This window comes from Flavobacterium sp. FG68 (genome assembly GCF_057808895.1).
Genome location: NZ_JBMDIY010000021.1, coordinates 1 through 20,047, shown reverse-complemented (window position 1 = coordinate 20,047; position 20,047 = coordinate 1). Strand labels below are relative to the sequence as shown.

Here is a 20,047-nt window from a genome sequence, read left to right as displayed (position 1 = left end):
TTTGTTTGCCACGAATTATATTTTTATTCGCCACGAATTACACTAATTTACACTAATTAATTTGAGCGCAGCGTAAATAAAAAATTCGTAAAAATTCGTGTAATTCGTGGCAGACAATAACTATCTAATAATCTAAAAATTAAATAATATGTTTACAATCGACCAAATCAAAGAAGCACACGCTAAAGTAAAAAGCGGCGCCGATTTTCCAAATTATATACAAGACTTAATTATTCTGGGCGTAAAAGGTTACGACACTTTTGTGAATGACGGACACGTTGAATATTATGGTGTAAATGGTTATTCAGTTACATCTGATGAAAAATACAATCCAATTTCGATTGCCGTAAGTGTCAATAAAGAACTTTTTATCGAGTTTTTAGTAAAACACCAGAACGGTGAAACAGATTATCTTACTTTTTGCAATCATGCCGGACAATGCGGAATTGCAAAATGGAGAGTTGATATTATCGAAATGACCTGCACTTATTTTGACAGTGCAGAAAACGAAATATTAATTGAAAAAATCCCTGGTTAATCTAAAAAATCGATGGCAAATTTAAATCCAATTTATTCGCTGACTAAAAAAGCTGTTTTAGTATTGCTTTTTTTAGCAAGTTTTTCAGGTTTTTCTCAGCATAAAAAAGAAAAATCAAAGTTTAAAGTAATTGCTTTTTATACCGCAAAAAATGATCAGGCACACATCAGTTTTGTGCATGAAGCCAATAAATGGTTCCCAAAAGCAGCCGAAGAAAATCATTTTGTTTACGATTCTACAGATAACTGGAACAATCTAAACGCAAAATTTTTAGCCAATTATCAGGTTGTTTTATTTTTAGATACAAGACCGGAAACTCCGGAACAGCGTGAAGCTTTTCAAAAATATATGGAAAATGGCGGCGGTTTCATGGGATTTCATTTTTCGGCCTTTGCTTTAAACAATTCGAGTTATCCGCAAAATTGGGATTGGTATCATAATACCTTTTTAGGTTCCGGAGAATACGGAAGTAATACATGGCGCCCGACATCGGCAGTTTTAAGAGTTGAAAACCAGCATCCGGCAGTCAAAAATCTGCCTAAAACATTTACGTCTGCACCAAACGAATGGTACAGATGGAGCAACGATCTGAGAAAAAATCCGGATATAAAAATCCTTTTGGCAATAGACGAAAGCAGTTTTCCTTTAGGAACGGGGCCAAAAGCGCATGAAATTTGGCACGAAGGTTATTATCCTGTAGTTTGGACAAACAAAAAATATAAAATGCTGTATGTCAATATGGGACATAATGATATTGATTATGAAGGCGGAACCAACAAAACGCTTTCGTACACTTTTGAAAATAAAAACGAAAGCAAATTCATTCTTGATGCATTGCTTTGGTTAGGAACTTCTAAAAAATAAATGGATTAAAAATGTCTAAACTTTCACCCATCATAAACGCTGAAGAATTAGTAAAATTTAATTCCTCAGAAATCATTTTAATCGATGCCAGAGCAGGAATTAATGCCGAAGAAAACTATAAAGCAGAACATTTAAAAGGTGCTCGTTATGTCGATTTAAACAAAGATTTAGCAACAGTCGACTGCAATCCGAAAAATGGCGGAAGACATCCGCTTCCATCTTTAGAAAAATTTTCAGAAGTACTTTCAAAAACAGGAATTTCACCAGAAACTCATGTTGTCATTTATGATGATAAAAATGGCTCAAATGCCGCTGCGAGATTTTGGTGGATGCTAAAAGCCGTAAATCATGAAAAAGTTCAGGTTTTAAATGGAGGTTTACAAGAAGCTGTAAAAGCTGGTTTTCCTGTTAGTTCAGAAATAGAAAATTTTGAAAAAACAGAAAATTATCCAATTTCAGAATGGAATTTAAAAACCGCCAATATTGATGAAGTTGAAAAAGCGCGAAACAACAGCGAAAATATCGTAATCGATGTAAGAGACAAAAATCGTTTTGACGGACTTACAGAGCCTTTAGATTTAATTGCAGGACATATTTCCGGAGCTGTAAATGTTCCGTTTAGTGAAAATCTGGACGAAAATGGGCTTTTCAAATCTCCTCAAGTTTTAGCTGAAAAATATCAAGAAGTTTTAAATAATAAAACCTCAGAAAATGTAATTGTACATTGCGGTTCGGGCGTTACGGCTTGTCATACTTTATTAGCCTTGGATTATGCCGGAATTGAAATTCCAAAACTTTACGTAGGTTCCTGGAGCGAATGGTCAAGAAATGACCGCGAAATGGCAACTAAAAAATTAGAATAAACTATATTTTTTTGCCACAGATTAAAAGGATTAAAAAGATTAATCATTTAAATCTGTGCAATCTGTGGCAAAAAATAATACAATCAATAAACAAAATACCACAATGCAACATTGGGATATACTTTTATCTAATCAGGTAAATAAAAAAGCATTCATAGACAGTTTACTTAATGGAGAAGCAAAAGGAGAATTAGCCGTTTTTAATACTCAAAAAGGGATTTTATTCTCAGACATTGCAATTGAAAAATTCATCGAAAAAGAATACCAATACGACAGCGTAGAAGCATCTCCAGAATCACACAGACAATTACGAACGTTTTCATCTGGCGAACGTAAAAAAGAGTTTTTAAAATACTGCATCAATCAAAAACCGGATTTTATCATTTTCGATAACCCGTTTGATCATTTAGATCAGGCTTCGAGAGTAATTTTGGCAGATTCATTAAAAGATCTGACTAATGAAATTGCTATTATACAACTGCTAAATCGTGTTGTTGATGTTTTGGCATTTGTTCCAAATAAAGCACAGATAAACGATAATACATTTGAATTACATCCCATTTCAAAAACCGAAAGTCATTTTAAAACCTTAAATACAGCAGTAATTCCAAAAGCAATTGAGCCGCATTCCTTCCACGAAAGTGTATTAATAAAACTGGAAAATGTTTCGGTTAGTTATGACGAAAGAAAAATTCTTGACAACATTTCATGGACAATTAAACAAGGCGAATTCTGGCAGTTAATCGGGCCGAACGGTTCTGGAAAAAGCACGATTTTATCTTTAATTACAGGCGATAATCCAAAAGGATTTGGTCAGGATTTATATTTATTCGGAAGAAAAAAAGGAAGCGGAGAAAGCGTTTGGGACATCAAAAAGCAAATCGGAATCTTCGCAACTTCAATGACCGATTTATTTCAAAAAGGACACACTTTGGAAGAAATGATTCTCTCCGGTTTTTTTGATTCTATCGGACTTTATATTGAGCCAACAACGCATCAAAAACAAATTGTTTCGCAATGGCTTGAAGTTATCGAAATGACACATTTAAGAAAAAAACGTTTCATTGATCTTTCCATTGGTCAGCAAAGAGTCGCATTAATTGTTCGTGCCGTTTTAAAACATCCGCCCTTATTAATTTTAGACGAACCTGTAGAAGGTCTGGACGACGAAAATGTAGATTTGGTAATTCAGCTTATCAACACCATAAAACAAGAAACAAACGTTACAATTCTGTACGTTTCGCATAGAATAGAACAAGGCCTCGCTCCTACTTCTGTTTTCGAACTTCTACCAAATCCAACAGGATCAATCGGTAAAATAAAATATCACTCAGAGCTAAATTAAAAAAGATTGCCAATAGCATTATAGCACAAAGTATATCTGTAGAGGCGCACTGCAGTGCGTCTCCGCAACGAATATCCAAAATACGTTAGACGCACTGCAGTGCGCCTCTACAGAAAATTGGAACGATATAAAATTATAGCAAAACAAAAAGCTCCCAAAAGGAGCTTTTTATTTATTTTCGTTAAAGAAATTATCTAATTTTCTAATTGACAAATTATCTAATTAATTCTCTTCATCTTCAATATTATGCGATTTCACGTAATTGCGCCATTTTTCAATACAATCCTGAAAATCCTGCGGTAACTCTGTATCAAAACGCATCATTTCGCCCGTATTTGGGTGAACGAATCCAAGCGTTTTAGCATGCAGCGCCTGACGCGGCAATGCTTTAAAACAATTCTCTATAAACTGTTTGTATTTTGTAAACGTAGTTCCTTTTAAAATCAAATGTCCACCATAACGTTCGTCATTAAATAACGGATGTCCGATATGTTTCATGTGCGCACGAATTTGGTGCGTTCTTCCTGTTTCAAGTTTGCAGGAAATCAAAGTAACATAACCAAAACGCTCTAAAACTTTATAATGTGTAATTGCCGGTTTACCTATTTCAGGATCAGCAAAAACGGCCATTTGCATGCGGTCTTTTAAATGCCTTGCAAGGTTTCCTTCAATTGTTCCGCTTTCTGCCGCAACATTTCCCCACACAAGCGCAATATATTCACGCTCTGTAGTTTTAGCTTCAAATTGTTTCGCCAAATGCGTCATTGCCGCTTCTGTTTTGGCAACAACCAAAAGTCCAGAAGTATCTTTATCAATTCTATGGACTAAACCAGGACGCTCACTGCTGTTCATTGGCAGATTATCAAAATGATGTGCCAAAGCATTTACCAAAGTTCCGGTATAATTTCCGTGACCCGGATGCACCACCATTCCCGGCTCTTTATTGATTAATAAAAAGGCGTCATCTTCATACACAATATTAATCGGAAGATCTTCCGGCAAAATATGGTTTTCATATGGCGGATGCGATAACATAACCGTAATCACATCAAAAGGTTTTACTTTATAGTTTGATTTTACCGGAATATCATTTACAAAAATATTTCCGTCAGATGCTGCGTTCTGAATTTTGTTACGCGTAGCATTCTGAATCAAATTCAGCAAATATTTGTCAATACGTAAAAACGCCTGACCTTTTGGTACTTCAAATCTGTAATGTTCGAATAATTCGTCTTCCAGATCTAAATTTTCTTCAATATTATTGTTCATCTTTTGGGGTTTCTTCAGGCACTGCTGTACTATCTGCTGCCTGACTGTCATCTACATAACTCGCTTTTCCGTCACCTAAAACCAAATCAATTTTAGACGCTTTCAAAACACGGTCTCCTACTTTTAAATTTCTGCCTTTTAAACGCATTTCCAAAACCATATCTTTTCCAAGATTCGGAATATAAGTAATTGTTCCCGGCTCAAGTCCTAAAGCTTTTAAAGTCGGTACCGCTTCACGATATGTTTTTTCAATTAAATCAGGAATTTTCACAGACGAAAATCCCGAAGAATTAATTTTAATATATATTTTTCTTCCTACTTTAACTTTAGTTCCCGGCAGCGGATCCTGCTCTACAACACTATATTTCGGAAATTCACTTCGGTAATCAACACTATCCAAAAGCACATAATCTAAGTCCAGCTCGTCCAGTTTTTCTTCAACTTGTTCTTCAGTCAGCCTGGCTAAATTAGGAACAGCAATTTCGTGTCCGTGATCAGTTGTAAAAGTCAACCAATGCATAAACAAATAAACCAAAACCGCAACAATAGCAGCCGCACTTAATACCTGCAAGAAAAACACTCGGCTAGTTAAATACTTACGTAAACTCATAAATTTATTTTTAGTTGTCGCAAAGATAAAGTATTTCATTTCAAAAAAAATGATAATTTTGTTTAAAACAATAAACTCCTCAATTAGGCAGATAACCCTAGTGAATGCTGGATGTAGTTCGCACACGGATTTTACAGATGTAAACAGATTTGAAAAAAATAATTCATGAAAATTCGTGAAATTCGTGGCAAAAAACCTGAAACCTGAAACAAAGAAAACCTGAAACAAAATATAAAACAAAACATATAAATGAAAAACATTGCCATCATCATGGGCGGATATTCAAGCGAATACAAAATCTCGCTTATCAGCGGAAACGTTGTTTACCAATATCTTGACAAAACAAAATACAACGGATTCCGAGTTCATATTTTTAAAGAAAAATGGGTTTATGTAGACGCAAACGACGCCGAATTCCCAATTGACAGAAATGATTTTTCTGTTACCGTAAATGGAGAAAAAATCACATTTGACTGCGTTTTCAACGCCATTCACGGAACTCCGGGCGAAGATGGATTAATGCAGGCTTATTTTGAATTATTAGGCATTCCGCAATCATCTTGCGATTATTACCAATCGGCATTGACTTTCAATAAAAGAGATTTATTATCTGTTTTAAAACCATACGGAATCAAAACCGCTATTTCTTATTACTTAAACAAAGGTGACGAAATCAATACAGCAGAAATCGTTAAAAAAGTTGGTTTACCATGTTTCGTAAAACCAAACAAAGCGGGTTCTAGTTTCGGAATCTCAAAAGTGAAATCTGAAGCTGAACTTCCAATTGCAATTGAAGTAGCGTATAAAGAAGACAACGAAATTATCATAGAAAGTTTCCTTGACGGAACTGAAGTTTCTGTAGGCGTAATTAATTACAAAGGTGAAGTTATAGTTTTACCAATTACCGAAATTGTATCTGATAATGATTTCTTCGATTACGAAGCTAAATACGAAGGAAAATCACAAGAAATCACACCAGCCAGAATCTCTGACGAGTTGACAAAAAAAGTAGGAGAAACAGCAAAACGTGCTTACGAAGTTTTAAAAATGAAGGGATTCTCAAGAAGTGAATTTATCATTGTAGACAACGAACCATATATGCTGGAAATGAACACGATTCCGGGTTTAACAACCGAAAGTTTGATTCCGCAGCAGGCAAAAGCAGCCGGAATTTCTCTGGAAGAATTATTTACAAATGCGATTGAGTTAGCTTTGGCATAGTTCCTAAGATACTAAGGTGCTAAGTTTCTAAGATCTTAGCACCTTTATTTTTTTTAATTTATACAACTGTCAGACTGAGCGAAGTTGAAGTCCTTCTCAAGAAATCTCCAAAAAACTTAGTAACTTAGAATCTCAGAACCTTAGCACCTAAAAAAATGAAAGAAATCTTCGAATGGAATAGACTATTTTTTAATGAACTGCCACAAGTTTTCCTTTTGGAAGTAATATTTCGTTCAACAGTAATGTTTACTATTTTACTGCTAACGTTAAAACTGGCCGGTAAAAGAGGTGTAAAACAATTATCGATTTTCGAAACCGTAATTATCATTGCATTAGGGTCTGCTGCCGGCGACCCAATGTTTTATGAAGATGTTGGAATTGCACCTGCAGCCATTGTTTTTTTAGTTATTATCATTTTGTATCGTTCTGTAACATGGCTTACCGGAAAAAGCAAAAAATTTGAAGAGTTTATAGAAGGCAAAACCGAATGCTTAATTAACGATGGAAAATTTTCTATAACGAGTTTTAAAAAAGAAACTTTGGCACAAGACGAATTTTTCTCAGAACTTCGCGTAAAATCAATCGAACATTTAGGACAGGTAAAACATGCCTTTATTGAGCCAAGCGGCGAAATAAGTGTATTTTTCTACGAAGAAAAAGATGTAAAATACGGCTTACCTATTTTACCAGCTTTGTTCAATAAAAAAAGTAAAATAATTTCAACAGACGGAATTTACGCCTGTACTTTCTGCGGTCATACACAAGAAGTTAAAAAAGGAACCACAAACTGCGAAATCTGTAAAAAAGACGAATGGGTTTCGGCAATAAAAACACTTAGAATAACGTAAATAAATTCCAATCCCGAAGTTTCGGGATAAATTCCAAATTCCAAAGCAAAGCTTCAACACAATTATTAAAAACTTTGAACCTTTGCAACTTTGAACCTTAGAACCTCAAAAAAATGAGAAAAGCAATATTTCCGGGCTCTTTTGACCCTATAACACTTGGACACGAAGATATTATCAAAAGAGGGATTTCTTTATTTGATGAAATCGTAATTGCCATTGGTGTCAACGCCGAAAAAAAATACATGTTTTCATTAGAAGAAAGAAAACGCTTTATTGAAGAAACCTTCAAAGATGAACCAAAGATTTCGGTTATAACTTATGAAGGATTGACTATTGATTTAGCCAAAAAACTAAAAGCCAATTTCATTTTAAGAGGTTTGCGCAACCCTGCCGATTTCGAATTTGAAAAAGCCATTGCTCACACAAACAGACGCCTTTCTAAAATCGAAACAGTGTTTTTATTAACTGCAGCAAAAACATCTTATATCAGTTCAAGTATCGTTCGTGATGTATTACGAAATGGCGGTGAATATGAATTATTGGTTCCGGATGCGGTTAGGGTAAAAAAATAATTATATCTGCAAAGTCATTGCAAGAAACGAAGCAAACACACTATGGTTTTTACTCTGGTAAAACCTATCAAATGAGATTGCTTCGTTCCTCGCAACAACCAAAATCATAAACTTGCAAGCGAAGCAAATTATAAGTAATTTCGCATTTTTAAAACAAACAATAAATAATGAGCATCGAAAGAGAATTAAGCAAACGAAGCGGATCTAAATGTGAACTTTGCGGCGCCGAAGAAAACCTAAAAGTATATCAAGTATTACCAACTCAAAAAGGCGGTATTGATGAAGCTATATTAGCTTGTAATACCTGTATTGACCAAATTGAAAATCCTGATAATGTTGATTTAAATCACTGGAGATGTCTTAACGACAGCATGTGGAATGAAAACGTTCCGGTTCAGGTTGTTGCCTGGAGAATGTTAAGCCGTTTACGTTCTGCCGGCTGGCCTCAGGAATTACTGGATATGATGTATTTAGACGAAGATACACTGGCTTGGGCACAAGCAACTGGCGAAGGCGAAGATGATGAAAATAAACTCGTTCACCGCGATAGTAATGGCGTTGTTTTACAACACGGAGATTCTGTCGTTTTGATTAAAGATCTAAAAGTAAAAGGATCAAGTATGGTAGCCAAACAAGGAACTGCCGTAAGAAATATTCGTCTAGACCACGAAAACGCCGAATATATCGAAGGAAAAGTCGATGGACAGCAAATTGTTATTATTACACAATACGTGAAAAAGATATAAGTCTTCAGTCGCAGTCGCAGTTTTCAGTCAAGTAAAACTGTAAACTGAGACCGAAAACTGTAAACTAAAAAAGGCCGTTCAAAAACTGAACGGCCTTTTTCAATATATTGTTTTTAACAACAAATTATTTTTGGAATAATTTGCTGATTTGATCTTTAACTAATGGCTCAGAAACGCTGTTTGTTGCTGCATCTCTATCTTTGCTTGAAACCATAAATTGAACTGTAGCTTTGTCTGGAACAACATTTCCTGTGTAGTGTAACCAAATGTAGTTGTTTGGCAACTCTAATTTAATGTCGTATAACGGACTCGCTGTAAAACCGCCAATAATAATGTTATATAGGTTAGTATAATCATTATTAACGTTTTTAAAAGAAAATTTTCTCAACGGAGAAGAATCATCATCGTTTAAGATACTTGTGTAGTATACAGTATACTCGTCTCCAATTTTCTGAATGTAGTTGTTATTTACTTTTCCTAATTTCTCTACAGGAACTGTTTCAATAACTTTAATTTGTGCAAACGAAACAAAACTAAAGAACAAAATGGCAATGGTAATAATCTTTTTCATAGTGGATTTGGGATTTACAATTTTACTGCAACAAAAAAACACAGAAATATTGAAAAAACAGCTATCAATTCATTATTTTTTTAACACAAAATTGTTAATGTTGTTCAATAAACAATAAAAACCTGATATACAGAAGCATAAATACAATTCTAACTTTCTAAAACTATCTCAAAAAGCCTAAAATTTCTTATTTTTCTCCTCTTCTTTCTTTATGACATTTCGGGCAACTTCAATTTTAAACTTCTTGCCCTTCATTTTTTCATCTTTTATATTTTTCAGAAGCTCTTTTACTTTTCCAAATTTTACTGCCGCAAACGAAACAAAATCTTTTACTTCGATAAGTCCCAAATCATCTTTTTCAAGTTTTCCTTTTTGAGAAAAGAAACCTACGATGTCAAATTTATTCAGTTTTGTCTTTTTTCCGCCGCTAATATAGATTGTTTGAAATTCTGGTGGCTTTGGTAATGAAGTCACATTTTTCACATCCAAAACAGACATACCATAATCGATATAATCCAGTTGTTTTTCGCTTTCGTGAACAATAATATACGCCGTTCCCGTTGCCTGCATACGCGCTGTACGCCCGTTACGATGTGTAAATTCGTCTTCTTTTAAAGGCAAATGATAATGAATAACGTGTTTCATTTCCGGAATATCCAATCCACGCGCAGCAAGATCTGTCGTGATGAGGTAACTTATACTTCCGTTTCTAAACTGAATCAAAGCACGCTCACGTTCGTCCTGATCCATTCCGCCGTGATAATACGTTGCGTAAATACCTTTTTCATTTAAAGTGTCGCTAATACGTTCTGCTGCATCACGATGGTTACAAAAAATAATAGCCGACTGTGATTTTAAAGAACAAATTAAATTGAATAAACTTTCTAATTTATCTTTAGAAGGAGAAACAATCATTTTCATCGAAAGATTTGCCTTTTCCTCTTCTTCTACAATAAAATCTAAAACCGTTGGATTTACAACTCGTGTATATTTCGGAATTTCAATATCTGACGTTGCAGACACTAAAACTCTTTTGTTGACTTTCGGTAATCTTGCAATAATAAAAGACATTTGCTCGTGAAACCCAAGCTGAAGCGATTTATCAAACTCATCTAAAATCAGCGTTTGAATTTTATCTGTTCTAAAAGTTTCTCTGTCAATATGATCGGCGATTCTTCCTGGTGTTCCAATTAAAACTGCCGGAGGATTGCTTAAATTCTTAATTTCAGTATCGATTGAATGTCCGCCATAGCAAATATTTACTTTGTACTGCGTTCCCATTTTTTTCCAAACCTGCTCAATCTGCAGTCCAAGTTCGCGTGACGGAACTAAAATTAAACATTGAACCGATAAAATTTCAGGCTGTAATAATTCTAAAACAGGAAGCAAAAAAGCAAGTGTTTTTCCAGATCCGGTTGGAGAAAGTAATAAAACATTGTTGTCGTTCAGGATTACGTCCTGAGCTGTTTCCTGCATTTCGTTTAGGCTTTCAATTCCTAAATTCGAAAGTATATTGTTAGAATGGTGTTTTTTATTCATTTTGCAAAAGTAGAGAAAATAGTTGGCAGTGTACAGTTTTTAGTATTCAGTTTACAGCCGCAGTCACAGTTTTCAGCTACGATTGAATAGTTTTTGCCACGAATTTCACGAATTTCCACAAATTAATTCGTGAAATTCGTGGCTAACTTTAAATCTAAATTTCTCTATATTTGATTTCTATTAAAAACCCAAATCATGAGATTTTTTACCATTATCATTTCACTTTTTACGCTTACCATTTTCGCTCAAAACAGTAAAAAATACGATACTTTTTTTGAAAAAGGAAACGGAAATCAATCGGCTTCATATCAGGAAACTATTGCTTATTTTAAGCTTTTAGCCAATGATTTTCCAACGATTCAAATTAAAGAAATGGGTTTAACAGATTCTGGTGAACCATTACATATGGTAACTTTTAATCCTGACAAGGAATTTGATTTTGATAAAATCCAGAAAACAAAAGCAGTTCTTTTTGTAAATAACGGAATCCACGCCGGAGAACCGGACGGAATCGACGCCACAATGCAATTTTACAGAGATTTAGCAATTGGAAAACTGAAAGCGCCAAAAAACACCGTTTTAGTCTGCATTCCGGTTTATAATATTGGCGGAGCTTTAAATCGAAATTCGACAACGCGCGCGAATCAGGATGGGCCAGAAGTTTATGGTTTTAGAGGAAATGCAAGAAACTACGATTTGAATCGTGATTTAATGAAATCGGATACGAGAAATACAAAAAGTTTTGTCGAGATTTTCCAAAAAATAAATGCCGATGTTTTTATTGACAATCACGTAAGCAACGGATCTGATTATCAATACAAGCTGACTTATATTATGACACAGCATAATAAACTGGGAACTGTTTTGGGCGATTTTATGAACAACGAAATGATGCCGGCTTTGGTAAAAGATTTACAGAAAAAGAAAATCGAAACGACGCCTTATGTAGATTCTTTTAAAGATACTCCAGACAAAGGTTTTGGGCAATTTGTCGATAGTCCGCGATATACAACGGGTTATACTTCCCTATTTAATACGATTGGTTTTGTGGTCGAAACGCACATGCTGAAAAAATATGCCGAGCGTGTAAAAATGACATACGAATACATGAAATCGACTTTGGATTTTACCGATGCCAATTATCAGAAAATCAAAGAACTGAGAGTAAAAAACTTAGAGCAATATCAGCCTAAAAAATCCTATACTTTAAAATGGGAATTAGACAGCACAAGAGCTACAACTTTTTCGTTTTTAGGATATGAAGCAGGCTACAAAAAAAGCGACGCCACAACTGGAAATCGTTTGTATTACGACCGAAGCAAACCGTACAAAAAAGACGTTCCGTATATCAAAGAATTTAAATCGGTTAAGGAAGTTGTGATTCCTACGGCTTATGTTATTCCGAGAGGTTATTGGAATATTATTGATCTTTTGAAAAACAATAATATTTCATTTAAACAAATTAAAAACGATACAATTATAGAAGTAGAAAGTTACAGAATTGCCGATTTTAAAACCGTTCCTTCTGCTTACGAAGGACATTATGCACATCGAAATACAACCGTAACTTCTAAAATCGTTAAAATGGCTTTCGCCAAAGGTGATTACCTAGTTCTAACCAACCAAAAAGGTGTAAAATATCTTGTAGAAGCTTTTGAACCAGAAGGCGTTGATTCGTTTTTTAATTGGAATTTCTTCGATCCAATTCTACAGCAAAAAGAACATTATTCTGAATATATTTTTGAAGATACTGCGGCAAATCTTTTAAAAGAAAATCCTGCTCTAAAAGCGGAACTAGAATCTAAAAAACAAACCGACGTTGAATTTGCTAAAAATTCTGAAGCGCAGCTGGATTGGATTTACAAGCATTCTGTTTATTATGAAAAAGCTCATTTGCAATATCCTGTTTATCGAGTGCTTTAGTTTTTTATTTTGCCGATATTTTTTAACGCAAAGTGCGCTAAGGTTTTTTTATTTTGAGCGTTTTTAAAAACGTTAAGATCACAAAGCTTTGTGCGTAGAACTTTGTCAAAGTTTGAAACTTTGACAAAGTTGAATCCAATATTTTTACATTAAAATTATGTCATACAAACTCTTTCTCGACGATATTAGAGACGTAAATATGGTTTACAAAAAACTAACTAATGATGATTTCATTGTGGTTAGAAATTCTCATGATTTTAAAAAAGTTATTCTTGAAAAAGGACTTCCTGAATTAATTAGTTTTGATAATGATTTAGGTCTTGATGAAAATGATCAGGTTGCTGAAGATGGTTACGCTTGCGCCAAATGGCTGGTTTATGAATCTGGAATAGATTTACTGAATTTAAAATTCAATGTTCATTCTGCAAATCCTGTTGCTAGTCAGCAAATTCAGGGTTTACTTGATAATTATATTAAGCATTTGAGAGGTTAAAACAATTAAACATTTATTTGTATTTTCGTACAAATACTTTAACTAACTAAATTAATATTATGTCATTTCAAGGATATCTAAAAACAATCAAAGAAAAAACAGGAAATGATCCAGCCGAGTTTAAAGCTTTAGCAGAACAAAAAGGATTTACAACTGAGGGAAAATTAAACCCAGAAGTAAAAGCTGGAGATATTGTTAACTGGCTTAAAAATGATTTTGACTTAGGACAAGGTCATTCAATGGCAATTTATGCGTTGCTTAAAGGCATAAAAAATGAGGATAGTGAATGAATATATATTCCGCTACCACGAGCGTCCCGCTCGTGTCTTTTTTAAAATATTGATAAATTCAGATTGTGTTCACAAGCGGGACGTTCGCGCTAGCGAAGGTGCATATGCAATATCCTCTTTATAGAGTGCTTTAGTTTTTTATCGTAAAGTTTTTTTGATTTTGAGTGTTTTAAAAACCCTAAGATCACAAAGCTTTGCTGGATCAATTATGTTTATTTAAAATACAACAAATATGGAAAACTTATTAACTAACATTCTTAGCTATTCAATTGTTCCTACATTGATTTCTTTAATAATCACCAAAATAATTGAAGGAAGAATAAAAAGCTCTTTTGACAAGAAACTTGAAAGCACCAAAAAAGAACATTCTTTACAAATCGCAAAATTTCAAAGTGAATTGAATTCACTAATAGCAAAGGAAAATTTCAAGTTTACCGAATTACATAAAGAACGTTTTAATGTTTTAAAAAAAACTTATGCACTACTAAATAAGAGTAGAAACGATTTGGGTCTTTTCGTTGCAGAAATCAAAATTATCCCAAACAATACAACATTTGAAAAGAACGAGGAAAGATTACATATGAATTTTATATCTTCACACGATGAATTTCTAAGATACGTTGATGATAATTTAATTTTTTTTAGTGAAAATCTTGAATCGATGCTTGCTGAGTTTTTAGAAGAGTCTTTTCAAATCTCTATCGATTATAACCCAAAACATCCTGTTAACAAATTAGTATTTCCTGATAAAGAAGTAAAAAAGAATGCAGTCTCGGCTTACAAAAGACTTAATGCCAATGTTCAACCAATTATGATTGCTATAAAAAAAGAATGCAGAATGATATTAGGAGCTGATTTATAATTTCAAAATTCCCCACGCTAGCGCGAGCGTCTCGCTCGTGAACACAATCAAAATCAATTTAAGATAATTCAAAATAGTCACGAGCGGGACGCTCGCGCTAGCGACAAACATATAAAGTAAAACAACAAAAAAAAGCCTAATAAACATTAAAATTTATTAGGCTTTTTATATTTGTGAAAAGAATAATTATTTATTCTTCAATATTTTTTCTAAATACTCAACTTTATCTTTTTCAGCTTGAATCAAGCGTTCGTAAAGCTGTTTATTTTCTTCAATGGATTCCATTAATTTATCTAATGGATTAAAAGTAAATACTGGTCCATGTGAAAATGCACCATTATTACCGCTATTATCATAAAAATTATTAAAATAATTAATCGCAGCTTCGTCTGAAAAGTTTTTAAGAGCTTCAACATTAACTCCTAAAGCTTTTGCAACAGCATTAAGTTTTTCATCATCAACCTCTTCACTATTTTCAATAACTGAAATTGCTTGCTGGCTCATTCCTAAAGCCTGCGCCAAAGCTTCCTGCTTCATATCTCTAAGTTCACGAATTCGGCTTATTTTTCGCCCTATATGGTTTGATTTTGTAAATGTGCTCATAAGTCAAAGATAATATTAAGGTTCACAACAATCAATATGTAAAAAACATATTTTGCTATGTATGATACAATTTTAAATGATTTGTATCATTTTGTTATCAAAACAAAAGTACGATTTTTGGGACATGAAATAGTTAAAAACTAAAAATTACTAAATATCTAAAAAAATCTTTTAAATGCGATTGTCGCTTGAGATTATGTCAAAGTTGAAACAGATATTTCTGTAATAAAAAAATGTCTTATTCTGATATTTAAATGACTTATATGGCAGTTGAATAGTTTTTCGAAGGGTTAGTTTTAAGAATACTAACCTTATAACTATTTTATTATGAAAAGATTAAAAAAAGTACTAATGCCTTTTTTGGTTTTTGGCACTATTGTTTTAGCTGCTGGCTGTGACAATGAAGAAAATGACACAGGTCAATTAATAAGCCAAAATGCTAAAATTGATCAGGCTAAAAATTGGTTTGAAAACTACAAATCAAACTCCACAACCAATAAATCAGAAGAAGGAGAATTTAATAAAGCATTTAGAAATCTTGATTACTATTGGGAAAATGCCAAAGTAATCCAACTGAGTAATAATTCTACAGGAATCACTGTACCTATTAAGGACAATCCCGAAGATCCAGATTACAAAGGACAGAAAATGTTATATTTGTATGAATCGGGATCAAAGTATCAGGCCTTAATGCAGGAGAGATTTCCAGAGTCGCAAGACAAAATTGATGACAGCCAAAAAAAGCAGGGTTTTGAGGATTTAACTTTTTTTAGCGGTTATATCATTCATTGGGATTTTAAAAAAGGCTTTTTAAAAGGGGCTAAATTTGAAAATGACATCATTACGGGAGAGATAAAAGATGTGACAATGGTATTTGACATAGATGCAAATACAAAAAGAAATGTTACAGGTAAAATGGCTCCCATGTTCGACGAAGGAGATGGCCCCGGAGCAGAAAGAATAGTAACCACAAGAGGAGGGAATGGAGCTATTCCATTAAATAATGTTATTGTTACGCAGAAATCTCCAGCTCCAACTCCCTCTCTAGCTCCTAGGGACTTTAGTATTGCTGGCGCATTTGGTGGAGATGGAGGTTCAAGTGGGAATTCAAGTACTCCTAAAGGAGGAGGTACTGGTGAAAGTAGTGGATCTGACATTAAAGATGTTTATCCTGATTGTGGTAGCTTTAATTTTATAAAATTAAATGGTGTACCTTGGCAAGAAGCTGCTGTGAAAAACATTCGATTTAATATTGTAATAATTCAATCTTTAACCCCATTACGCACTAGTACGGAAACAATCGTATTACCACAAGCAGTATCTTTTCAAATGCCTACAAATACATCAATAGGAAATACAGACATTACTTCTGGAATAGCAGCTAGTATTGCCGCAAAGGCGGTAAACACAGCAATGGAAAAAACAAAAAATTATTATAAAGCTATTCCTGCAACTGAATTAATGGTAGATCAATTTTTTAGAAAAACATTGAAAGATGAATTTGAATTTATGGTTCCCGGAAGTAGATTAGTACTAAATCCTGTCAGCACAGTCCCACCAACTGAATATCGAAATAATTGGCTTTTCCCAAGCAATTGTAATTAAATATATTATGATAATCGAAATTTTAAAAAATATTTCAAATTCAAATTATCCGTCTAATATTTCGGAACTAAGTGAATTGGAAAAATATAACGAAAGTTATGAGCATAAAAATTTATGTAAAACATTAATCTTTTTTGAGAACAAGCATCGAAATGAAGGCTGTTTTACTGAATTAATAGAAGATTTCAAAGCAATAAACTTAAACATGAATTTTCATGATGCAACTTTGTTTAGTTCTTGTGATAGAGCCTTCAATTTACAACTTACCAAAATGAATGATAAAAATCTTCATTCTATTTGTTTAAACATAAGTGTTTTGTGCCCATATTTTACATGTTATGTTCTAGATGCAAAAGTTGATTTAAGTCTTGGAAAATGGATTGAAAAACCATATAAAAATGAAAATCTTGAAGTTTTGTATGCTGATGAAATTCATAAAATTAATGAATTAGTTGAAAAAAAATACCAAATTTCAAAGTTCCCTACAGAATTATTGAACTACAAACTTCCGCAGATTAGCAGAGGATTTATCCCATTTGGAGATTTTACATTTTTTAATGCGTTTTTTTTAGATGAATATTACACTAGATTATGAAATACATTATTTATTTCCTTCTGATTTTAGGAGGAGCATTGCTGATTTATGGTTGTATTTATCCATCTAAATATTGTTTAGATGTTAATATCCACGATACTTATTACGTGCTAACTTATATCCCCGTAGCAACATTTGTCTTTTTGTTTGCTTTTATATTTTATGTTTTACATCTTTTATATCATTACTTAAGAAAATAACATTTTAATACTAGTTTCAGAAGTTTAAATCATACTAATAATAGCCCTAGAATATTCTAGGGCTATTTATTGTAAATAAAAATATTTCTTATGACTAACAATTTTGTAAATATTACTATTGATGATCTTTCTGACAACTTTTCAGAGATAAGTGATTGTATAAAGAAATATTATCCAATAGGTCTAACAAGAGAAGATAAAAATTACTTTTCTTATTCAGGAATAGTCGCATTAAATGAAATAATTAAGAAAAACAGTAAAAAAGATTACTATGAAAAAGAATGGAATATTGGTCTTTTAGAAAAATTAAAATTAGATTTTCATGACGTATCTGGAACAACAGCTGGATTAGTTCCTAATTTTTCGGGAGTTATAAGGTTAAAAAACACCTTTGAGAGTCGAACAGAATTACATTTTTATAAAAGCTTGATTGGTGATTATTTTACTATTGAAGTTTTAGAAAATATCCATCTTAAAGAAATTTCACATCCTGTTGGCAAGCGAAAAACCTGGGCTATTGAAAACATAATTGTTTCACCTGTTGGAGAATATGAGGAAGTTTTTCTTAAAGTATATCGATCAATTACCGAAAAATATAAGGGAGTAAAATTTCTTCCTTATGTTTTTGATTTATATAGGATAAACAATTTAGATGTTCCTTACAAGTCAAATAATGAAGAAGTGACTATTGCTGGAGCATTTTTTCAAAAATTTTCTTCTTATGATAAATCAATCAAAATAATAGGAGATATTAATTATGAAATTGATCGATTGAAAAAAGATGGCAGTAAAGACCCCTAAAATTGTAACTAATTATGAAAAAAAATATTTGTCTCTTAGTATTTCTAACAATTAATTTTATAAATGCACAAACAAAATCAAATGATTATTTTACTCTATACAAAGGAGGAGAAAAATATTTAAAACCCAAAAAATATATACTATTTGATAGAGAAAAAAATAGTGGACTTGAAAAAAAAGAAAATAAAAGTAAAATTTACTTTAACACAAAAGGTGAAAGTTTCATTTTTGATATAAAAAGGCACAAAAAAGACACTTGTTCTGTTGATATTTTAAAAAAACTTAGACTTGAAAACACAACTAATTTGAAAAATGAGGCTTGTGAATTTTTCAAAAAGAAAAAAGAAGAAGTGGAAAGGAAAAAAAATATTAAATTGATTTACCCTCCAAAGGGTTGCCAGTCTTATTTTAAGGTTTATGTATTAGAAGAAATAGGCAATAATAAAGTAATTAGATATGAGGTGGACTGGGAGTATTCAGACTTCTAAAATGAGTACTTGCGCCAGCGAGATATCAATAACGCACCTAAAACAAATAAATCATGTCCATAAACTTACGAGTTGTAAAATTTATCGCAGTGCTGTCTTTTTTATTAATCAGCGGCGTCCAAGAGAATGGGGTTCCAAATTTTGCCCTGTTACTGATCTATTTCTACCAGTTTTTGTACGACCTCTTTAATAACACGTCGTCAATACTTTGGCAAGGATTAATAGCCATTCCTACATCTGGTCTGCTTGTTTTATTTTTAAGAAGCAGAAATTATAAAATTTTGCTGAGCTGTTTTGTAATTTTATTTTTTATAATGTTTTACATCACAGGAATACTGTACAATTACCACAGGATAAACACTGCTTTTGTAATCCCATTAGTTCTATTTATAATAGCTTCGGTTTATGCCATAGTTTTGACAAGAAAAGCAGCAGTTTGATATTATAATAACAATTACAGGTAAAAGACTTTAAACTATATAATTATGAAAGATGTAACAATTAATGACTTCTCAATATCATTGCTAATTTGGCAAATATTTTATATATGTTTTTTGGCAGCAATAGTATACTTATTGTATAAAATTTACAAAAAAGTCAAATAAGCTTTGTGCTCTACTAGCGTAAACATCTCGCTCGTGAACGCAATCTAAAAAAGCCTAATAAACATAAGTTTTATTAGGCTTTTTAATTGGAAAAAGAATATCAGTTTTAAAACCGATAGCGCGGATTTGTAATCCGTGCCCGCAAAGTATATCTTTACGTCTTTTTGTCTTGATAATGCTTCTCTTTACGGGCACGGATTACAAATCCGCGCTATCGTTAAGGTTAATTTTAGCTTAGGTTATTTAAATTGTAAAATCAAACTAAAAAAAAAATCTGCAAGTAAAACGTAAGATTCAAAATAACAATATATCGATTACATTATTCAAACGTTCCTACGGAACGTATAAACACAAATCTTTTTTTGGCTACCAATCAAACATTCCTAACGGAATGAATTCTCACTGGCGCGCTCGCCGGCGAAAAAACTTGAAAACCGATAGCGCGGATTTACAATCCGTGCCCGCAAAGTATATCTTACGTCTTTTTGGCTTGATAATGCTGCTCTTTACGGGTTGATAATGCTTCTCTTTACGGGCACGGTTACAAATCCGCGCTATCGTTAAGGTTAATTTTAGCTTAGGTTATTTAAATTGTA

Annotated in this window: 21 protein-coding genes; 16 read left to right on the top strand and 5 right to left on the bottom strand. The window is 32.9% G+C overall.

Annotated features, from left to right (window positions below; translation table 11 throughout):
- Window positions 1-148 precede the first annotated feature (148 nt).
- The 4 genes from ACODSB_RS14320 to ACODSB_RS14305 all read left to right on the top strand — a co-directional run bounded on the left by ACODSB_RS14320 (window position 149) and on the right by ACODSB_RS14305 (window position 3,610).
- The gene (locus tag ACODSB_RS14320) at window positions 149-538 is read left to right on the top strand and encodes a DUF1398 domain-containing protein (RefSeq protein WP_053473518.1); all 390 of its coding nucleotides are present in this window, start codon (window positions 149-151) and stop codon (window positions 536-538) included.
- A gap of 12 nt (window positions 539-550) precedes the next feature.
- Entirely contained in the window at window positions 551-1,402 is an 852-nt protein-coding gene (locus ACODSB_RS14315; RefSeq protein WP_488937549.1) for a ThuA domain-containing protein, read from the top strand.
- 11 nt (window positions 1,403-1,413) lie between these two features.
- Complete coding sequence (locus ACODSB_RS14310; protein ID WP_488937548.1) at window positions 1,414-2,265, top strand: sulfurtransferase; 852 nt, start codon at window positions 1,414-1,416, stop codon at window positions 2,263-2,265.
- 64 nt (window positions 2,266-2,329) lie between these two features.
- Window positions 2,330-3,610 carry an ATP-binding cassette domain-containing protein gene (locus tag ACODSB_RS14305; RefSeq protein WP_488937547.1) on the top strand — a complete coding sequence of 427 codons (1,281 nt, stop codon included), beginning with the start codon at window positions 2,330-2,332 and terminating at the stop codon, window positions 3,608-3,610.
- 222 nt (window positions 3,611-3,832) lie between these two features.
- Here ACODSB_RS14305 and ACODSB_RS14300 read toward each other — a convergent pair whose 3' ends face one another.
- Together ACODSB_RS14300 and ACODSB_RS14295 are read right to left on the bottom strand one after the other, a co-directional pair.
- A complete protein-coding gene (locus ACODSB_RS14300; protein ID WP_488937546.1) occupies window positions 3,833-4,879 on the bottom strand; it encodes an RluA family pseudouridine synthase in 1,047 nt (348 codons plus the stop codon).
- Window positions 4,869-5,489 (bottom strand): PASTA domain-containing protein, encoded by a 621-nt coding sequence (locus tag ACODSB_RS14295; protein WP_053473522.1) that lies wholly within the window; start codon window positions 5,487-5,489, stop codon window positions 4,869-4,871. Before ACODSB_RS14295 ends, ACODSB_RS14300 begins: the two co-directional genes overlap by 11 nt.
- A gap of 249 nt (window positions 5,490-5,738) precedes the next feature.
- Between ACODSB_RS14295 and ACODSB_RS14290 the strand changes: the two genes are divergently transcribed.
- The 4 genes from ACODSB_RS14290 (at window position 5,739) to ACODSB_RS14275 (ending at window position 8,876) form a co-directional block, all read left to right on the top strand.
- Entirely contained in the window at window positions 5,739-6,710 is a 972-nt protein-coding gene (locus ACODSB_RS14290; RefSeq protein ID WP_053473523.1) for a D-alanine--D-alanine ligase, read from the top strand.
- Window positions 6,711-6,865: 155 nt separating this feature from the next.
- Entirely contained in the window at window positions 6,866-7,558 is a 693-nt protein-coding gene (locus tag ACODSB_RS14285) for a DUF421 domain-containing protein (protein WP_053473524.1), read from the top strand.
- Window positions 7,559-7,671: 113 nt separating this feature from the next.
- Window positions 7,672-8,130: a pantetheine-phosphate adenylyltransferase gene (gene coaD, locus ACODSB_RS14280; protein ID WP_053473525.1), complete on the top strand. Its 459-nt coding sequence runs from the start codon at window positions 7,672-7,674 to the stop codon at window positions 8,128-8,130.
- A gap of 167 nt (window positions 8,131-8,297) precedes the next feature.
- The gene (locus tag ACODSB_RS14275) at window positions 8,298-8,876 is read left to right on the top strand and encodes a PhnA domain-containing protein (RefSeq protein ID WP_232682207.1); all 579 of its coding nucleotides are present in this window, start codon (window positions 8,298-8,300) and stop codon (window positions 8,874-8,876) included.
- A 124-nt stretch (window positions 8,877-9,000) separates the two neighbouring features.
- On the opposite strand, the gene ACODSB_RS14270 is transcribed toward ACODSB_RS14275, so the two are convergent.
- Both ACODSB_RS14270 and ACODSB_RS14265 read right to left on the bottom strand, forming a co-directional pair.
- Entirely contained in the window at window positions 9,001-9,447 is a 447-nt protein-coding gene (locus tag ACODSB_RS14270; protein WP_053473527.1) for a hypothetical protein, read from the bottom strand.
- Window positions 9,448-9,624: 177 nt separating this feature from the next.
- Window positions 9,625-10,986 carry a DEAD/DEAH box helicase gene (locus ACODSB_RS14265; protein WP_488937545.1) on the bottom strand — a complete coding sequence of 454 codons (1,362 nt, stop codon included), beginning with the start codon at window positions 10,984-10,986 and terminating at the stop codon, window positions 9,625-9,627.
- A 195-nt stretch (window positions 10,987-11,181) separates the two neighbouring features.
- On the opposite strand from ACODSB_RS14265, the gene ACODSB_RS14260 reads away from it, so the two are divergent.
- The 4 genes from ACODSB_RS14260 (at window position 11,182) to ACODSB_RS14245 (ending at window position 14,554) form a co-directional block, all read left to right on the top strand.
- Window positions 11,182-12,909 carry a M14 family metallopeptidase gene (locus ACODSB_RS14260; RefSeq protein WP_488937544.1) on the top strand — a complete coding sequence of 576 codons (1,728 nt, stop codon included), beginning with the start codon at window positions 11,182-11,184 and terminating at the stop codon, window positions 12,907-12,909.
- Window positions 12,910-13,066: 157 nt separating this feature from the next.
- Window positions 13,067-13,402 (top strand): cyclic-phosphate processing receiver domain-containing protein, encoded by a 336-nt coding sequence (locus ACODSB_RS14255; RefSeq protein ID WP_488937543.1) that lies wholly within the window; start codon window positions 13,067-13,069, stop codon window positions 13,400-13,402.
- Between the two features lie 59 nt (window positions 13,403-13,461).
- Complete coding sequence (locus ACODSB_RS14250; protein ID WP_488937542.1) at window positions 13,462-13,692, top strand: DUF4287 domain-containing protein; 231 nt, start codon at window positions 13,462-13,464, stop codon at window positions 13,690-13,692.
- A gap of 232 nt (window positions 13,693-13,924) precedes the next feature.
- Window positions 13,925-14,554, top strand: a complete 630-nt coding sequence (locus ACODSB_RS14245; protein ID WP_488937541.1) for a hypothetical protein — start codon at window positions 13,925-13,927, stop codon at window positions 14,552-14,554.
- A 186-nt stretch (window positions 14,555-14,740) separates the two neighbouring features.
- On the opposite strand, the gene ACODSB_RS14240 is transcribed toward ACODSB_RS14245, so the two are convergent.
- The gene (locus ACODSB_RS14240) at window positions 14,741-15,157 is read right to left on the bottom strand and encodes a helix-turn-helix domain-containing protein (protein WP_488937540.1); all 417 of its coding nucleotides are present in this window, start codon (window positions 15,155-15,157) and stop codon (window positions 14,741-14,743) included.
- A 327-nt stretch (window positions 15,158-15,484) separates the two neighbouring features.
- Here ACODSB_RS14240 and ACODSB_RS14235 point away from each other — a divergent pair, with 327 nt between their 5' ends.
- The 4 genes from ACODSB_RS14235 (at window position 15,485) to ACODSB_RS14220 (ending at window position 18,846) form a co-directional block, all read left to right on the top strand.
- Window positions 15,485-16,762 carry a hypothetical protein gene (locus ACODSB_RS14235; RefSeq protein WP_488937539.1) on the top strand — a complete coding sequence of 426 codons (1,278 nt, stop codon included), beginning with the start codon at window positions 15,485-15,487 and terminating at the stop codon, window positions 16,760-16,762.
- A gap of 7 nt (window positions 16,763-16,769) precedes the next feature.
- The gene (locus tag ACODSB_RS14230) at window positions 16,770-17,357 is read left to right on the top strand and encodes a hypothetical protein (protein WP_180857567.1); all 588 of its coding nucleotides are present in this window, start codon (window positions 16,770-16,772) and stop codon (window positions 17,355-17,357) included.
- A gap of 290 nt (window positions 17,358-17,647) precedes the next feature.
- Window positions 17,648-18,358, top strand: coding sequence for a hypothetical protein (locus ACODSB_RS14225; RefSeq protein WP_488937538.1), 711 nt, complete (start codon window positions 17,648-17,650; stop codon window positions 18,356-18,358).
- A 14-nt stretch (window positions 18,359-18,372) separates the two neighbouring features.
- Entirely contained in the window at window positions 18,373-18,846 is a 474-nt protein-coding gene (locus tag ACODSB_RS14220) for a hypothetical protein (protein WP_488937537.1), read from the top strand.
- Window positions 18,847-20,047 lie beyond the last annotated feature (1,201 nt).

Bases quoted from the DNA above. Each gene is read 5' to 3' on its own strand.
- ACODSB_RS14320 (WP_053473518.1), top strand. From the start codon at position 149: ATGTTTACAATCGACCAAATCAAAGAAGCACACGCTAAAGTAAAAAGC.
- ACODSB_RS14315 (WP_488937549.1), top strand. From the start codon at position 551: ATGGCAAATTTAAATCCAATTTATTCGCTGACTAAAAAAGCTGTTTTA.
- ACODSB_RS14310 (WP_488937548.1), top strand. From the start codon at position 1,414: ATGTCTAAACTTTCACCCATCATAAACGCTGAAGAATTAGTAAAATTT.
- ACODSB_RS14300 (WP_488937546.1), bottom strand. From the start codon at position 4,879: ATGAACAATAATATTGAAGAAAATTTAGATCTGGAAGACGAATTATTC.
- ACODSB_RS14295 (WP_053473522.1), bottom strand. From the start codon at position 5,489: ATGAGTTTACGTAAGTATTTAACTAGCCGAGTGTTTTTCTTGCAGGTA.
- ACODSB_RS14290 (WP_053473523.1), top strand. From the start codon at position 5,739: ATGAAAAACATTGCCATCATCATGGGCGGATATTCAAGCGAATACAAA.
- ACODSB_RS14285 (WP_053473524.1), top strand. From the start codon at position 6,866: ATGAAAGAAATCTTCGAATGGAATAGACTATTTTTTAATGAACTGCCA.
- coaD (WP_053473525.1), top strand. From the start codon at position 7,672: ATGAGAAAAGCAATATTTCCGGGCTCTTTTGACCCTATAACACTTGGA.
- ACODSB_RS14275 (WP_232682207.1), top strand. From the start codon at position 8,298: ATGAGCATCGAAAGAGAATTAAGCAAACGAAGCGGATCTAAATGTGAA.
- ACODSB_RS14270 (WP_053473527.1), bottom strand. From the start codon at position 9,447: ATGAAAAAGATTATTACCATTGCCATTTTGTTCTTTAGTTTTGTTTCG.
- ACODSB_RS14265 (WP_488937545.1), bottom strand. From the start codon at position 10,986: ATGAATAAAAAACACCATTCTAACAATATACTTTCGAATTTAGGAATT.
- ACODSB_RS14260 (WP_488937544.1), top strand. From the start codon at position 11,182: ATGAGATTTTTTACCATTATCATTTCACTTTTTACGCTTACCATTTTC.
- ACODSB_RS14255 (WP_488937543.1), top strand. From the start codon at position 13,067: ATGTCATACAAACTCTTTCTCGACGATATTAGAGACGTAAATATGGTT.
- ACODSB_RS14250 (WP_488937542.1), top strand. From the start codon at position 13,462: ATGTCATTTCAAGGATATCTAAAAACAATCAAAGAAAAAACAGGAAAT.
- ACODSB_RS14245 (WP_488937541.1), top strand. From the start codon at position 13,925: ATGGAAAACTTATTAACTAACATTCTTAGCTATTCAATTGTTCCTACA.
- ACODSB_RS14240 (WP_488937540.1), bottom strand. From the start codon at position 15,157: ATGAGCACATTTACAAAATCAAACCATATAGGGCGAAAAATAAGCCGA.
- ACODSB_RS14235 (WP_488937539.1), top strand. From the start codon at position 15,485: ATGAAAAGATTAAAAAAAGTACTAATGCCTTTTTTGGTTTTTGGCACT.
- ACODSB_RS14230 (WP_180857567.1), top strand. From the start codon at position 16,770: ATGATAATCGAAATTTTAAAAAATATTTCAAATTCAAATTATCCGTCT.
- ACODSB_RS14225 (WP_488937538.1), top strand. From the start codon at position 17,648: ATGACTAACAATTTTGTAAATATTACTATTGATGATCTTTCTGACAAC.
- ACODSB_RS14220 (WP_488937537.1), top strand. From the start codon at position 18,373: ATGAAAAAAAATATTTGTCTCTTAGTATTTCTAACAATTAATTTTATA.